Raw genomic sequence first — 16,700 nt, forward strand, 5'->3', positions numbered from 1 at the left:
GACGGCCGTGCGGGCCGTCCGCGCTCGGGTGCCCGAACCCTCACACGGCGTCATGGCCGGGTCAATGGCTGGTGCGCGTGAGGCGCCGGGTTGGCAAATTCCGTCAAGCCCGCAGGTCCGGCTTTGCGTCAAGCTGGGCTTTCCTTCACGTGGTTGAGACCACCTCATGTACGGAGCCGGTGGCGGTCGAGTACCGTCCTCGTCATCGGAGTCGTCGGAATCACTGGAACCGTCGGCAGTCCCTGCGACCGGCCGAGGACGACCCGCCCGGGGAGGCAGCCGTGCAGCGCAACCGTGTGGTTCCCGCGGCGGCGGTGCCGGCACCGCCGACCGGCCGGGGGCAGGACGCCTGGCGCGAGTTCGGTGCCCGGCTGCGGCACTGGCGGCGCCGGGCCGGACTCACCCAGGCGCAGCTCGGTGCCGGGATCGGCTACGACCACACCGCGGTCAGCAAGATCGAGCACGGCGCCCGCCGGGTCACCCCCCGGGTCGCCGACCGGATCGACGAGCTCCTCGGCGCGGAAGGCGAGTTGAGCGCCGCCTGCCAGCGCGCCGAGAGCGCCGAGCTGTGCGTGCTGGACGCCTTCTCACCCGCTCTGCTCCGACCTCCGCTGCCGGGCGGGGCGGCGCCCGGCGCGCCCGTCCCGCCCCCGGCCCCCGCTCCGCTGCGACTGCCGGACTACGGTCTGCTCTGCCCGCTGCACGGCGCCGAGGGCTGCGCGGTCCCCGAGGCCGGAGAACTCGTCGCCCTGCACGCCGAGTTCTGCGCCCAGGAGGGCCTGGCCGACCCGGCCGCCGGGCGCCCGCTGGACGACGTCACCGCGCACGCCCTGACCGGGCTGCTCGCCGCCCACCTGCGCTCCGGCGAGACCGGCGACCGGCCGGGCCTGGCCGCCGCCGTGGAGCGCACCCTGCACGCGGTGCTCGCCCGGCTCGCCGGTGCCCCCGCCGCGCAGCGCGGTCCGCTGGTCCGGCTGGCCGCCGAGCACGCCCACGCGGCCGGTGCGCTGCGGATGCAGGACGGTCGCAACGCCACCGCGATGGCCTGCTACGACCGCGCCCTCACCTGGGCCGGGCTGGCCGTGGACCGGGCCACCCAGGTCGGCACGCTCAGCGACATGAGCGTCCTGGCCCGGTTGGACGGCGACCCGGTCGCGGCGCTCGGCTACGCCCGCGAGATCGAACGGGTCGCTCCGGACCGGCACTGGGCCGGCGCGATGGGCCGGATCAGCCGGGCCCGGGCGTACGCGCTCACCGGTGACGTGCGGGCGACCGTCCGGCAGATCGGGCTGGCGCGGGCGCACCTGGACCACATCGGCGCGGAGGACGAGGTCGACGTGCCCTGGCTCTCGATCGCCTCGATGCGGATGCGGGTCGAGTCCGCCGCGGCCGCCGCGCTGCGCGACCTGGCCGCCGCCACCGACGACCCCCGGCTGGCCCGCCGCGCGCTGGACGCCACCGAGACCGCCCTCGGCCTGCTGGGTCCGGACCAACTGCCCTCCAGCCGACTGCTCTTCATCGTCCGGGCGGCCGACTGCCACGTCTGCGCGCACGACCCGGCGACGGCCGTCGAACTGCTCGGCCCCGCCCTGGAGGCGACCGGCGTGACCGCCCTGCCCGCGCTGGTCGAGTACGAGCTGCGCGGTCTGCGCGACCGTCTCGCGGCGCACGCGCCCCGTGCCGCACACCGGTTGGCGGAGCCGGCCCGCTCCTGATCGGGCGGTGCTCCGGGGGCCGCGGCGACGGCCGCCCGTTTGGCTGGATCAGGTGGCCGCGCGGGGTGGCGCGGAAGGGGCGCACGCCAGCGCCCGCAGACCTGGACGGATGCGGTCGCACGCCGCCAATTCCCACACCTTCTCGAAAATGCGCCCCCTTCACGCCGTACGAACGTCAACTTCGTGAGCGTATAGTCCGCCGATCGGGTCATTCATGGAGTTAACACGTCGAATGACTGTCACGGCGCGCGTCTGCCGCTAGAGTCTCTGACGTTTCCAGTCGTTAGTCCGCGAAGAACGGGGGGCGCGTGCTGTCAGCCATTGCCCGCCGGCTCGCCCACCCGTTGCTGCTCCTGGGCGTGCTGTGCACGGCCGTCGCGACCCTGCACTTCCACTGGGCGCCGGACCGGGTCTCCCCGCTCTTCCTGGTCGCCGTCCTCGGATACCTGGCGGTCCTGGAACGGGTGATCCCGTACCGGATCGACTGGCATCCGAGCCGACGCGAACTCGGCTGGTACAGCGTCTACTTCGTGCTGAGCATGGTCGGCGGAGCGCTGGCCCAGGGGCTGGTGGCGACGCTGGTGGAAGTGCTCGGCCCGGCCCACCCGGCGCTGCCGTTCGCGATGGAGATCCCACTCGCGCTGCTGGTCGGCTCGCTCGGCGACTACCTCGTGCACCGCTGGTCCCACCGCAACCGGTGGCTCTGGCGGCTGCACGGGGTGCACCACGTCCCGGACAAGGTGAACGTCGCGAACAACGGCGTGAATCATTTCCTGGACGTGCTCGTCGCACAGTCCGTGGTCCAACTGTCGCTGGCGCTGATCGGATTCTCGCCGGATTCAGTGTTCGTGGTCGGAATATTCGTCCTGGCTCAGGGGTATTTCGTCCACGCCAACATCGAAGTCCGAATCGGCCCGCTCGGCCACGTCCTGGCCGGGCCGGAACTCCACCGCCTGCACCACAGCACCGACCTCGCCGAAGCCGGCCACTACGCCTCCGACCTCTCGCTCTGGGACCACGTGTTCGGGAGCTTCACCTGGCGGCCCGGCAGGGTACCGAAGGCTGTCGGCCTCACCGACCCGGCCGCGTTCCCCACCACCGGGGAGCTCGGTGCCACTCTGCTGCACCCCTGGCGCCGGGCGAAGACCACCGAGCAGTCCGTCTGAACCCCGGCCCGAGCGGCCGCTCCCACTTGCCCGTGTCCCCGGCGCCACGCCATCACCCCCGGATTGGACCATGACCTCCTCGCCCTTCGCCGTGCCCCGCGAACGCATCGCGATCACCGGTATCGGCTGCCGCCTGCCAGGACACGCCAACGACCACCGGTCCTACTGGAGCAACCTGATCGAGGGCCGGGACTGTCTCGCAGAGACGCCCGCCGACCGCTACGACACCGGCACCCTGGGCAGCAGGGACCGGGCCAAGCCGGGGCGGCTGATCGGTGGCCGGGGCGGCTACATCGACGGCTTCGACACCTTCGACCCGGACTTCTTCGGGATCAGCCCGCGCGAGGCCGAACACATGGACCCGCAGCAGCGCAAGCTCCTGGAGGTCAGCTGGGAGGCCCTGGAGGACGGCGGCCTGCGCCCCGGCGAACTGGCCGGTCGCGAGGTCGGCGTCTACATGGGCGCCTTCACCCTCGACTGGAAGATCCTCCAGTTCGCCGACCTCGACTTCGGCACCATCGCGGCGCACACCGCCACCGGCACCATGATGACGATGGTGTCCAACCGGATCTCGCACTGCTTCGACTTCCGCGGGCCCAGCGTCTCGATCGACACCGCGTGCAGCTCCTCGCTGGTCGCGGTCCACCTCGCCTGCCAGAGCCTGCTCCGCGGCGAGACCGAACTCGCCCTGGCCGGCGGGGCGTTGCTGCACATGGCGCCGCAGTACACGATCGCCGAGACCAAGGGCGGCTTCCTCTCCGCGGACGGCCGGTCGCGCGCCTTCGACGCCTCCGCCGACGGCTACGTCCGGGCCGAGGGCGTCGGCGTGGTCGTGCTCAAGCGGCTCTCCGACGCGCTGCGCGACGGGGATCCGGTGCACGCCGTCATCCTCGGCACCGGCGTCAACCAGGACGGGCGCACCAACGGCATCACCGTCCCCAGCGCGGACGCCCAGGTCACCCTGATCGAGCGGGTCTGCGCCGAGGCCGGGGTGGTGCCCGGCAGCCTCCAGTACGTCGAGGCGCACGGCACCTCCACCCCGGTCGGCGACCCGATCGAGGCCGCCGCGCTCGGCCGGGTGCTCGGCATCGGCCGCCGACCCGGGGACCACTGCTACGTCGGCTCGGTCAAGACCAACATCGGGCACACCGAGGCGGCGGCCGGCGTCGCCGGGCTGATCAAGACCGCGCTCGCGATCAAGCACCGCCGCATCCCGCCGCACCTCAACCTGGAGCGGCCCAACCCCGGCATCGACCTGGACGCGCTGCCGTTCGAGATCCCGACCGTCCCGGTGGACTGGCCCGAGCACCGGGGGCCGGCCCGCGCGGGCGTCAACTCCTTCGGCTTCGGCGGCACCAACGCCCACGTGCTGCTGGAGGAGCCGCCGCGGCCCGATCCCGCCGCACCGGTGGCCGGGCCGGTCCGCTCGGTGCTGCCGCTGAGCACCAAGGACACCGCCGCACTTCCCGAACTGGCCGACGCCGTACGGCAGGAGCTCGCCGGCGGGACCTCCCTGGCCGACCTCGGCCACACCCTGGCCCACCGCCGCCAGCACCTGCCCGAGCGGCTCGGGGTGGTCTACTCCACCCGGGAGGACCTGGCCGAGGCGCTGGCCGCGTACGCGCGCGGCGAAGAGCACCCGCGAGTGGTCCAGGGCCGCGCCCGGGAACGCCGGCAGCGCCGGCTGGCCTGGGTGTTCACCGGTATGGGACCGCAGTGGTGGGGCATGGGCCGTGGGCTGTACGAGCACGAGCCGGTCTACCGGGAGGCCGTGCAGGCCGTCGACCAGGAGATCCGCGCGCAGGCCGGCTGGTCGCTGCTGACCGAGCTGGGCCGGGACGAGACGGACTCCAGGATGGCCGAGACCTGGCTCGCCCAGCCCGCCAACTTCGCCGTCCAAGTGGGGCTTTCGGCGCTCTGGCGGAGCCACGGCCTGCGCCCCGACGCGGTGGTCGGCCACAGCACCGGCGAGGTCGCCGCCTTCCACGAGGCCGGGGTGTACGACCTGGCCGACGCCGTGCGGGTGGTGCTCGCCCGCAGCCGCCTCCAGCAGCGCCTGGCCGGCAGCGGCACCATGCTCGCGGTCGGTCTGCCGGAGGCCGAGGCCGAGCGCCGCATCCGCCCGTACCGCTCCCGGATCTCGCTCGGCGCGATCAACAGCCCCTCCGCGGTGACCCTGGCCGGGGACGCCGAGGCGCTGGCCGAGCTGGCCGAGGAGCTGCGGCAGCAGGGCGTCTTCGCCCGCCTGCTGGACGTCGAAGTCCCGTACCACAGCGTGCGGATGGACCCGATCCGGGACGAGCTGGTGGCCGCGCTCGCCGTCATCAAGCCCCAGGAGGCGCGGCTGCCGCTCTACCTGACCGCCCGCGAGGGGCTCGCCCGCGGGCCGGAGCTGGACGGCGAGTACTGGTGGCAGAACGTCCGCAACCCGGTGCGCTTCCGGGCCGCCGTCGAGCGGATGGCCGAGGACGGCCACGGACTGTTCCTGGAAATCGGCCCGCACCCGGTGCTCGGCCACGCGATCCGCGAGTGCGCGGAGCGGGCGCACGTCCTGCCGTCGATCCGCCGGCAGCAGGACGAGCCCGAGCGCCTCGCCCGCAGCCTCGCCGAACTGCACACCCTCGGCGTCGAGTTGAGCTGGGACGCGCTGCACCCGGCGGGCCGCCCGGTACCGCTGCCGGCCTACCCGTGGCGGCGCGACCGGTACTGGGTGGAGCCCAAGCCGGTCGAGCAGGTCCGGCTCGGGCAGCTGGACCACCCGCTGCTCGGCCGCCGCACCGCGAGCGCCCAGCCCGGCTGGACCGTGGCGCTCGACCCCGAGCGGCTGCCCTACCTGACCGACCACCGGATCGAGGGCCAGGTCGTCTTCCCCGCCGCCGGGTACCTGGAGATGGCCGCCCAGGCCGTCCGCACCCTGACCGGCGGCACCGAGGTGACGCTGGCCGAGATCGAGCTGAACCGGGCGCTGTTCCTCTCCGAGACCGAGCCCGTCCCCGTCCAGCTCGGCTACGCGCCGGAGGACGCCCGCTTCACCATCGCCTCCACCCCCGCCGGCGGCGAGCCCGCCGTGCACGCCGGCGGCCGGGTCCGCACCGGCCAGCGCCGCGGCTACGGCCCCGCACTGGACACGGACGCCCTCCGGGCCCGGGGGCGACACCTCGACGGCCCGGACTGCTACCGGCAGCTGGCCGCGCGCGGCTACGACTACGGGCCCGCCTTCCAGGCCATCGCCGAGGTGTGGGCGGGCCCCCGCGAGGCGCTCGCGCGGATCCGGCCGACCGCCGAGCTCGGCCCGGACGCGGCCGACCACCACCTGCACCCGGTGCTGCTGGACGGCTGCTTCCAGACCCTGCTCACCACCCGGCTGGAGGAGCCCGAGGGCGGCAGCGTCCGGCTCCCCGTCTCGATCGCCGAGGTCCGGCTCGACGAGATCGGCGACCGCCCGCTGTGGGTGCACGCCACCGTCACCCGGGACAGCGGCGAGGAACTCGTCGGCGACCTCGCGCTCTACACCGAGGACGGCACCCCGGTCGGCCGGGTCACCGGCTTCCGGGTCGCCGACGTCGCCCAGGCCCCGGCCTCCGTCGGGCTGGCCACCATCGACGGCTGGCTCACCGAGGTCGACTGGGTGGAGGCCGCCGCGCCGGCCGTCGACGGGACCCCCGGCGACCTGCTGCTGTTCGCCGACGAGGGAGGCCTCGCCGAGCGGCTGGCCGCCCTGGCCACCGGCCGGGGCGCCCGCTGCCACCTGGTCCGGCCCGGCACCGAGTACCGGCACGGCGACGGACACTCGACCGTACGGCCCGACTCCGCCGAGGACGTCCGGCGACTGTTCGCCGACCTCGACCCAGGCTTCGCCACCGTCGTCCACCTCTGGAACCTCGACCAGCCCGCCCTGGCCGCCACCACCGCCGACCGGCTCGGCCCGCTCGCGACCCTCGGCGCCTACTCCCTGATCGCCCTCGCCCAGGCCCTGCCCGCCGCCCGCCCGGACGGCCGGCTGCACATCGTCACCCGGGGCACCCAGCCCGCCGCCCCCGGCGACCGGGTCGAACCGCTCGGCGCCCCCGCCTGGGGCATCGGCCGGGTGCTGTGGCAGCAGGAGCTGGTCGCCCAGCGCGGCACCCTGATCGACCTCGACCCGGCCGTCGACGCCGCCGACCAGGCCGAGGCGCTGCTCGCCGAACTCGCCGCCCGGGACGAGCAGGAGATCGCCCTGCGGTCCGGCGGCCGGCTCACCAGCCGGCTGCGGCAGGCCGAGGGCCTCACCCGCCCGCTGCCGCCGGTCCTGCGTCCCGACGGCAGCTACCTGGTCACCGGGGCCTTCGGCGCCCTCGGCCGGCTGCTCTGCCGCACCCTCGTCCGGCGCGGCGCCCGGCGGCTGATCCTGGTCGGCCGCACCGCCCTGCCCGAGCGCTCCGAGTGGGCGTACACCGAACCGGACACCCCCGTCGGGGAGCGGATCGCCTTCCTGCGCGAGCTCCAGGCGCTCGGCGCCGAACCGCTGCTCGCCCCGATCGACGTCACCGACGAGGCCGCCCTCGCCGACTGGCTCGCCGACTACCGGCAGCGCCAGCTCCCGCCGATCCGGGGCGTGTTCCACCTCGCCGGACAGGTCAGGGACACCCTGCTGGCCCAGATGGACCGGCCGGCCTTCGACGCCGGCTACGCCCCCAAGGTGATCGGCGGCCACCTGCTGCACCGGCTGCTGCGGGACGAACCGCTCGACCACTTCGTGCTGTTCGCCTCCGTCGCCTCGCTGCTCACCACCGCCGGCCAGACCAACTACGCGGCCGGCAACGCCTTCCTGGACGCCCTGGCCCACCACCGCCGGGCCGAGGGGCTGCCCGGGCTCAGCCTGGACTGGGGCCCCTGGGCCACCGGCATGATCGAGGAGCTGGGCCTGGTCGCCCACTACCGCGACGCCCGGGGCATGAGCTCGCTGCCGCCGGACGCCGGAACGGCCGTCCTGGAGCGCGTCCTCGGCCAGGACCGCGCCCAGCTGCTGGTCGCCACCGTGGTCGACTGGCCGACCTTCCTCGCCTGGTACCCGGCGCCGCCGCCGCTGGTCGCCGACCTGGCGGCGAGCGCCGCCGAGCAGGCCCCGGCCGAGACCGGAGGCTTCCTGGACGCCTACCGCGCGGCCGACCCGCAGGCCCGCCGGGAGCTGGTCGTCGAACGGTTCACCGCCGCCGCCGCGGCCGTGCTGCGGATCGGCGCCGAACGGATCGACGCGGAGACCAGGCTCGGAGCCCACGGCCTGGACTCGCTGCTCGCGATGGAGCTGCGCGCCCGGGTGCACGGCGAACAGGGCGTCGCCCTGCCGGTGGTGGCCCTGCTCAGCAACGGCACCGTCGGCGACCTGGTCGACCTGCTCACCGAGGGCCTGGCCGAGCGGCTCACCGCCGACGGCGGCCCGGCCGAGGCCGAGGTCGAGCTGTACGCCGACGAGTCCCGCTTCCCGCTCACCCACAACCAGCAGGCGCTCTGGTTCCTGCGCCTGCTGCACCCGGACGGCTTCGCGTACAACATCGGCGGCGCCGTCGAGGTCCGCGCGGAGCTCGACCCGGAGCTGATGTTCGGGGCCTTCCGCCACCTCGTCGCCCGGCACCCCGAGCTGCGCGCCGCCTTCACCGCCGAGGAGGGCCGCCCGGTCCAGCGGATCCGGGAGGAGGCCGAGGCCGACACCGGGCTGTTCGACGTGGAGGGCCGGCCGTGGGAGGAGATCCACGACCTGATCGTCCACGAGTACCGGCGGCCGTACGACCTCGCCGAGGACCCGCTGGTGCGGCTCAGGCTGTTCCGGCGCGGGCCGGACCGCTGGGTGCTGATGAAGGCCGTCCACCACATCGTCTCGGACGCGATCTCCACCTTCACCTTCATCGAGGAACTGTTCGAGGTCTACGAGGCGCTGCGCCAGGGCCGCACCCCGGAACTGCCCCCGGTGCCCGCCCGCTACCTGGACTTCCTCAACCGCCAGAACCGCTTCCTGGCCGGGCCCGAGGCGCGGCGGATGCTCGACTACTGGCGCGGCCACCTGCCGGCCGAGATGCCGGTGCTGGCCCTGCCCACCGACAAGCCGCGCCCGGCCGTGCAGACCCACAACGGCGCCTCCGAGTTCTTCCAGCTGGACGCCGAACTCACCGCCCGGGTGCACGAGCTGGCGCGGGCCAACGGCGCCACCCCGTTCATGGTGCTGCTCAGCGCCTACTACCTGCTGCTGCACCGCTGGTCCGGGCAGCCGGACATCGTGGTCGGCAGCCCCGTCACCGGCCGCACCCAGGAGGAGTTCGCCTCCGTCTACGGCTACTTCGTCAACCCGCTGCCGCTGCACGTGAGCCTGGCCGGGGAGCCGACCGTGGCCGATCTGCTGGGCCGGGTGCGGGAGAGCGTGCTCGGCGGGCTGGACAACCAGGAGTACCCCTTCCCGCTGCTGGTCGAGCAGTTGGGCCTCCAGCACGACCCGAGCCGCTCCGCGGTGTTCCAGGCGATGTTCATCCTGCTCACCCACAAGGTCGCCGTGGAGCGCTTCGGCTACCGCCTGGAGTACATCGAACTCCCCGAGGAGGAAGGCCAGTTCGACCTCACGCTGTCCGCCTACGAGGACCGCGCCGACGGCTGCTTCCACTGCGTCTTCAAGTACAACTCGGACCTCTTCGAGCCCGCCACCGTCCAGCGGCTGGCCGCGCACTACCGCAACCTGCTGGACGCCATGACCCGCGCAGCCGAGGACGAGCCGGTCGGACGGCTGCGGATGCTCGGTGACGCCGAACGGCGGGAGATCCTCACCGGATTCAGCGGCGCCGACCGCCGGATCGAACACGACACCCCGGTGCCCGAGCTGATCGCCAAGGCCGCCGCCGAACGGCCCGAGGCCGTCGCGGTGGTCGCGCCCGGCCGGGACGGCGTCCGCCGGCTGACCTACGGCGAACTGGAGCGCCAGGCCCAGCGCACCGCCGTGAGACTGCGCGAACTCGGCGTCGGCGAGGGCTCGGTGGTCGCGGTCTGCCTGGACAAGTCGCCCGAGCTGATCACCACCCTGCTGGGGATCTGGCGGGCCGGCGCCGCCTACCTGCCGCTCGACCCCGGGCACCCGGCCGACCGGCTCGCCCACCAGGTGACGGACGCCGGAGCGGCGCTGGTGGTGGTCGACCAGCGGCGCCCGCTCCCCGCCGACCTGCCCGCCGAGCCGGTCACCCTGGAGGAGCTGGACCGGCCGGTCCTGGGGGGCGCCGTGCCGCTGCCCGCCGCCGACCCGGACCGGCCCGCCTACCTGATCCACACCTCGGGCTCCACCGGCCGGCCGAAGGGAGTCCGGGTCGACCACCGGAACCTGGCCGCCGTCACCGCCGGCTGGCGCGCCGAGTACCGGCTGGACACCGAGGTCCGGGTGCACCTCCAGATGGCCGGCACCGCCTTCGACGTCTTCTCCGGGGACTTCGCCCGGGCGCTCAGCACCGGCGGGACCCTCGTCCTGGTCGACCGCGAGCTGCTCTTCGACACCGCCCGGCTGTACCGGGTGATGCGCGAGGAGGCCGTGGACGGCGGCGAGTTCGTGCCCGCCGTGGCCCGCGGGCTGCTGGCCCACTGCGAGCGCGAGGGCCTGACGCTGGACTTCCTGCGGCTGCTGATCGTCGGCTCCGACTCCTGGAAGGCCGCCGAGCACCAGCGGGTGCGCGCCCTGTGCGGCCCGCGGACCCGGCTGGTCAACTCCTACGGGCTGACCGAGGCCAGCGTCGACAGCACCTACTACGAGGGCGCGACCGAGCAGCTGGAACCCGGTCGGATGGTGCCGATCGGCCGGCCGTTCCCGAACAGCACGGTGTACGTCCTGGACCCGTACGGCGAGCCCGTCCCGGTGGGCGTGCCCGGCGAGCTGTGGATCGGCGGCGCGGGCGTCGCGGCCGGCTACCCCAACGACCCGGAGCAGACCGCCCGGCGCTTCGTCACCCTGGAGCTCGACGGCGCACCCGCGCGGCTCTACCGCACCGGCGACCTCGGCCACTGGGACACCGCCGGCACCCTGCACCTGCTCGGCCGCATCGACAACCAGGTCAAGGTCCGCGGCCACCGGATCGAGCTCGGCGAGATCGAGGCCCATCTCACCGCCCGTCCGGAACTCGCCCAGGCCTGCGTGGCGGTCCGCCAGGACGCCCGGGGCGAGGCCGCCCTCGCCGCCTACGTGGTGCCCGCCGAGGGCACCGTGCTGGACCGCCGCGAGCTGCGCCGCCACCTGGCCGAGCACCTGCCCACCGTGATGATCCCCTCCTACCTCACCGAACTGCCCGCCCTGCCGCTCACCCCGAACGGCAAGGTGGACCTCGCGGCCCTGCCCGAGCCGAAGGCCGACACCGCCGGGGCCCAGCACGAACCGCCCGTCACGCTCTACGAGACGAGGGTCGCCGAGCACTGGCAGAACCTGCTCGGCCTGGACGAAGTCGGCCTCCAGCACGACTTCTTCGAACTCGGCGGCAGCTCGATCCGGCTCATCGAGCTGATCCACCACCTGCAGAGCGAGTTCAACATCAGCATCCCGGTCGGCCTGCTGTTCAAGGTCACCACCCTGCACGGCATGGCCCGCACCGTCGAGCAGATCATCACCGGCGAGGTGGCCGGCGGCGAACCCTACCTCTGGTTCAACGCCGCCGCGCCCGAGGACCGCACGGTCTTCTGCTTCCCGCCGGCCGGCGGCCACGGGCTGGTCTACCGGCAGCTCGCCGCGCACCTGCCGGAGCACCGGATCGCCTCCTTCAACTACCTGACCGGCGACGACAAGGCCGCCCGCTACGCGGACCTGGTCGAGGAGCTGCACCCCGCCGGGCCGTACGTCCTGCTCGGCTATTCGCTCGGCGGCAACCTCGCCTTCGAGGTGGCCAAGGAGCTGGAGCGGCGCGGACGCACGGTGGCCTCGGTGCTGCTGGTGGACGCCTACCGGGTCACCGAGGCCTTCGACCTCGGCGAGGAGCACCTGGCCGTCTTCGAACGCGAACTCCACGAGCACCTGCACCGCCACACCGGCTCGCGGATCGTCGCCCGGGAGACCATCGAACAGGCCAGGGACTACCTGGAGTTCAGCAGCCGGACGCCCAACACGGGAACCGTCAGGGCCCAGTTGGACGTGGTCTGCGAACGCGACCGGCTCTCCGTGCACGTGGGCGGCGAACCGGGCGCCTGGCACGGCGCCTCCACCACGGGCACCGCGGTGTACGTCGGGCACGGCGCCCACGCCGAGATGCTCGACGGGGACTTCGCCGCCCGCAACGCCGAACTGGCCGGCGCCATCCTGGCCGGGGGCACCGCCGATGTCCTCGGCTGACCGCGGGCCGGACTGGTCCACCAGGGAACGGGCCGCCGGCGGCCCGCCCCGGGTGATCGTGATCGGGGCCGGCCTGGCCGGCCTCGCCACCGGCTGCTACGCGCAGATGAGCGGCCTGGAGACCCGGATCTTCGAGAAGCACGTGCTGCCCGGCGGCTGCTGCACCGCGTGGTCCCGGCACGGCTACCTGTTCGACTACTGCATCGACTGGCTGATCGGCACCGCCGAGGGCACCGGAGCGCACCAGGTCTGGAGCGAACTCGGCGCCCTGGACGGCAAGTCGGTGACCCGCTTCGACACCTTCAACCGGGTGGTCGACGAACACGGCCGGGCCGTCACCTTCTACGGCGACCCGGACCGGCTGGAGGCCCACCTGCTGGCCCTCGCGCCCGGCGACGCCAAGCCGATCCGGGCCTTCTGCCGGGACCTGCGCCGCTACGCCGCGATCGAGCTCCCCTGGGACCTCACCCCGCCGCCGCTGCGCACCACGGCGGAACGGCTGCGCACCCTGCGCACCGTCCTGCCCGCGTTCCGGCTGTTCTGGCGCACCGCGACCACCCCGATGAGCGGCTTCGCCGAGCGGTTCCAGGACCCGCTGCTGCGGCGGGCCTTCCCCAACATGTTCCTCCAGGAGCCCGAGGGCTTCCCGCTGCTGCCGTACCTGTACACCCTGGCGGCCGCCCACAACGGCAACGCGGGGTTCCCGGAGGGCGGTTCGCTCGGGCTGGCCCGCTCGGTGGAGGAGCGCTACACCTCGCTCGGCGGGGTGATCGGCTACCGCTGCCGGGTGGAGCGCATCCTGATCGAGGACGGGCGCGCGATCGGAGTGGAACTCAAGGACGGCTCCCGGCACTTCGCCGACCACGTGGTGGCCGCCTGCGACGGTCCGACGGTGCTCGACCGGCTGCTGGAGGGCCGGTACTCCAGCCCCGCCACCGAGAAGCTGTACGGCGAACTGCTCGACAAGCCGGGCAACCTGTACCCGGCCGTGGTCTCCGCCTTCGTCGGCGTCGACGGCCCGCTGCCCGAGGGCGAACCGCACAGCACCACCTACCTGCTGTCGCCCGAGGACGGTGCGCGACTGCCCGGCTCGCTCCAGCGCAGCCTGGTGGTGCAGCTGCGCTCCACCTACGCGGACGGCTTCGCCCCGCCCGGCAAGTCGGTGCTGCACTGCACCTACTTCAGCGACTACCGCTCCTGGAAGGACCTGCGGAGCAGCGACCGCCGGGCCTACCGGGCGCGCAAGCAGGAAGTCGCCGCGTTCGTCCGGGAGTTCCTGGAGCGGACCTACCCCGAGCTCGGCCCGCGGATCGAACTCGTCGACGTGGCGTCGCCGGTGACCACCGAGCGGTTCACCGGCAACACCTACGGCAGCATCCTCGCCTGGCAGGCCTTCTCCGAGGCCGAGGACGCCGCCAACCGGCTGGTCAACCGGGACCGGATGCGGCTGCCCGGGCTGAGCGGCTTCTCCATGGCGGGCCAGTGGACCTCGCTCGGCGGGCTGATCCGGGCCGCCACCAGCGGACGGTTCGCCGCGCAGTACCTCTGCCAGGAGCTCGGCCGGCCGTTCCGGGCCTGGCCGAGCGACAACCGGGAACCCTGGCACGCGGGCAAGTGGGGCCGGCTGCCGCAACTCGGCCGGGCCACCGTGGGAGCGCCGGAAGTGGGAGTGGCGGAGTGAGCGGGACGACGACCGGCGGCCGGCAGAGCATGGTCATCATCGGCGGAGGGCTCGGTGGCCTGTCCACCGGCTGCTTCGCGCGGATGAACGGCTACCGCACCCGGATCCTGGAGATGCACGAGATCCCCGGCGGCTGCTGCACCGGCTGGGACCGCGGGGAGTTCACCTTCGACTGCTGCATCAGCTGGCTGCTGGGCAGCGGCCCCGGCAACGAGATGCACCAGATCTGGCTCGAACTCGGCGCGTTGCAGGGCAAGCGGATGCGCAACTTCGACGTCTTCAACGTGGTGCGGACCCGGGACGGCGGGGCGGTCTACTTCTACTCCGACCCCGACCGGCTGGAGGCCCACCTGCTGGAACTGGCCCCGGAGGACGCCCGGCAGATCCGGCAGTTCTGCGCGGGGCTGCGCAAGTTCCGTCTGGCGTTGGCCCGTTACCCCTTCCTCAAGCCGGTCGGGCTGATGGGCCGGTGGGAGCGGACGCGGATGCTCGCCTCCTTCCTGCCGTACTTCAACGTGATCCGGCGCTCGATCACGGTGCTGATGAGCGACTACTCGGCGAAGTTCAGGAGCCCGCTGCTGCGCGAGGCCTTCAACTTCATCCTGTACGAGAAGCACCCCAACTTCCCGGTGCTGCCCAACTACTTCCAGCTCGCCTGCCACGCCGGCCAGTCGGCCGGGGTGCCGGAGGGCGGCTCGCTGGGGCTGGCCAACTCGATCGAGCAGCGCTACCTGCGGCTGGGCGGCGAGATCACGTACAACACCAAGGTCACCGAGGTCCTGATCGAGGGCGACCGGGCGGTGGGGGTGCGGCTGAGCGACGGCCAGGAGGTGCGGGCCGACATCGTGGTGGCCGCCTGCGACGGCCGGACCACCATGATGGACCTGCTCAAGGGCCGCTACCTGAGCGACACCTACCGCCGGCTGTACACCCAGACCATCACCGAGCCGGGCATGGTCTTCCCCGGCTACGTGACCGTCTTCCTCGGCCTGCGCCGGCCCTTCCCGGCCGGGGACCCGTGCACCACCTACCTGCTGGAGGACGAGGTCGCCGAACGGCTCACCGGCATCCGGCACCCGAGCATCAACGTCCAGTTCCGCAGCCGCCACTACCCGGAGCTGTCGCCCGCCGACACCACCGTGGTGTACGCCAGCTACTTCTGCGACATCGAGCCCTGGCGGGAGCTGAGCACCGGGCCGGAGCAGGAGCCCCGGGTGCGGCGCGGCGAGGAACTGCACACCCTGCCGGTCGGCCGGGGGCGGGAGTACCAGCGGCAGAAGCGCCGGGTGCGCGACGCCATCGTCGAGTTCCTGGACGGCCATCACCCCGGGCTCCGGGAGGCGGTGGCCGTCAAGGACGTCTCCACCCCGCTCACCCAGGTCCGCTACACCGGCAACTACAACGGGACGGTGCTGGGCTGGCAGCCCTTCGTGGAGAGCGGCGAGACGCTGGAGGAGGAGGTCAAGCGCAACGGCCCGGGGCTGCCCGGCCTGGCGAACTTCTACCTCTCCGGGGTCTGGGCGACCACCGGCGGACTGATCCGGGCGGCGGCGGCCGGCCGGCACGTCGTCCAGTTCATCTGCCGGGACGACGGCAAGCCCTTCACCGCGGAGGTGGACGACAGCGCACCGCTGCCCACCGTGCTCATCGAACCGGTCGGCCCCGCCGACCGCCAGTTTGGAGTCACCTCGTGAGGATCGAGAAGTGGGTCGTCGGGGAGCACGTGGACGGCGTGCCGGACGTCGAGCGGATGTACCGGAAGGTCGTGGAGGAGCTGGACGTCCGGCTCGCGGCGGACGAGATGCTGCTGCGCACCCGGTACGTCTCGGTCGACCCGTACCTCCAGGGCATCGCTCTGGACACGCCGATCGGCGACCACATGGGCGCGGACTCGATCATGGAGGTGCTGGACGCCGGGCCCGCCGCGCGGTTCGCGGCGGGCGACCTGGTGCAGGGCTTCGGCGGCTGGCGCAGCCACCTGGTCAGCAACGGCGCGCCCAGGCTCTGGCAGACCGGGACGTTCCCGATGGTCTTCCCGGCCTTCCGCCGGCTGGACCCGGCCGACTACGACGAGGACCTGCCGCTGTCCACCGCGCTCGGCATCCTGGGCGGGCCCGGGATGACGGCCTGGGGGACGGTCGAGAAGTTCCTGGACGTGCGCCCCGGGTCGACGGTGCTGGTCGGTGGCGCCTCCGGGGCGGTCGGCTCGCTGGTCGGGCAGCTGGCCAAGCACCGGGGCGCACGGGTGATCGGGACCACGGCGTCGCCGGAGAAGACGGCGCGGCTGTGGGAGCTGGGCTTCGACGGGGTGTTGCTGTACCGCGACGGCGACGCGCCGGAGCGGCTGGAGAAGGAGCTGGCCGAGCTGGCCCCGGGGGGCATCGACCGCTACTTCGACAGCCTCGGCGGGACGCTGACCGACGTGGTCTTCGGCATGCTCGCGGTGGAGAGCCGGGTGGCCGTCTGCTGGCAGTGGGGGAGCCAGGTCGGCGGGGACTGGGCGGGGCCGCGACTGCTGCCGATGATCATGTTCCCGCGCACCACGATCCGGGGCATCTTCTCGCTGGAGTGGTTCACCGAGGAGAACTGGGCCGCCCTGCGGCGGGACCTCGGGGCGCTGGTCCGCAGCGGGGAGCTGACCTACCAGGAGACCGTGCACCGGGGGTTCGACAGCATTCCGGCGGCCTACCGCGGCCTCTACCGGGACCGGTCGGCGAGCAAGGGGAAGGTGCTGGTCGAACTCTGAGCGTGTTCGTTCCAGGACGCCCGCGGGCCCTTCGGAGGATGTGCCGAAGGGCCCCGGCGCGCGGCCGGTGCGGGAC

At 73.5% G+C, this 16,700-nt stretch carries 6 protein-coding genes; all 6 read left to right on the forward strand.

Annotation, left to right across the window (positions count from 1 at the left end; all coding sequences use genetic code 11):
• Positions 1-281: 281 nt before the first annotated feature.
• Positions 282-1,715, forward strand: coding sequence for a helix-turn-helix domain-containing protein (locus ACWGKU_RS26805; RefSeq protein WP_452191591.1), 1,434 nt, complete (start codon positions 282-284; stop codon positions 1,713-1,715).
• 308 nt (positions 1,716-2,023) lie between these two features.
• Complete coding sequence (locus ACWGKU_RS26810) at positions 2,024-2,881, forward strand: sterol desaturase family protein (protein WP_401049501.1); 858 nt, start codon at positions 2,024-2,026, stop codon at positions 2,879-2,881.
• Between the two features lie 70 nt (positions 2,882-2,951).
• Positions 2,952-12,197 (forward strand): non-ribosomal peptide synthetase/type I polyketide synthase, encoded by a 9,246-nt coding sequence (locus ACWGKU_RS26815; protein WP_452180157.1) that lies wholly within the window; start codon positions 2,952-2,954, stop codon positions 12,195-12,197.
• Positions 12,184-13,878 (forward strand): phytoene desaturase family protein, encoded by a 1,695-nt coding sequence (locus tag ACWGKU_RS26820; RefSeq protein ID WP_401047144.1) that lies wholly within the window; start codon positions 12,184-12,186, stop codon positions 13,876-13,878. Before ACWGKU_RS26815 ends, ACWGKU_RS26820 begins: the two co-directional genes overlap by 14 nt.
• A 29-nt stretch (positions 13,879-13,907) precedes the next feature.
• Positions 13,908-15,572 carry a phytoene desaturase family protein gene (locus ACWGKU_RS26825; RefSeq protein WP_359898345.1) on the forward strand — a complete coding sequence of 555 codons (1,665 nt, stop codon included), beginning with the start codon at positions 13,908-13,910 and terminating at the stop codon, positions 15,570-15,572.
• Complete coding sequence (locus ACWGKU_RS26830; protein ID WP_401047141.1) at positions 15,569-16,624, forward strand: zinc-binding dehydrogenase; 1,056 nt, start codon at positions 15,569-15,571, stop codon at positions 16,622-16,624. Before ACWGKU_RS26825 ends, ACWGKU_RS26830 begins: the two co-directional genes overlap by 4 nt.
• Positions 16,625-16,700: the final 76 nt, after the last annotated feature.

This window comes from Kitasatospora sp. NPDC054768 (genome assembly GCF_053612025.1).

Excerpts from the sequence above, each read along its gene's own strand:
- ACWGKU_RS26820 (WP_401047144.1), top strand. The coding sequence starts at position 12,184 with ATGTCCTCGGCTGACCGCGGGCCGGACTGGTCCACCAGGGAACGGGCC.
- ACWGKU_RS26815 (WP_452180157.1), top strand. The coding sequence starts at position 2,952 with ATGACCTCCTCGCCCTTCGCCGTGCCCCGCGAACGCATCGCGATCACC.
- ACWGKU_RS26825 (WP_359898345.1), top strand. The coding sequence starts at position 13,908 with ATGGTCATCATCGGCGGAGGGCTCGGTGGCCTGTCCACCGGCTGCTTC.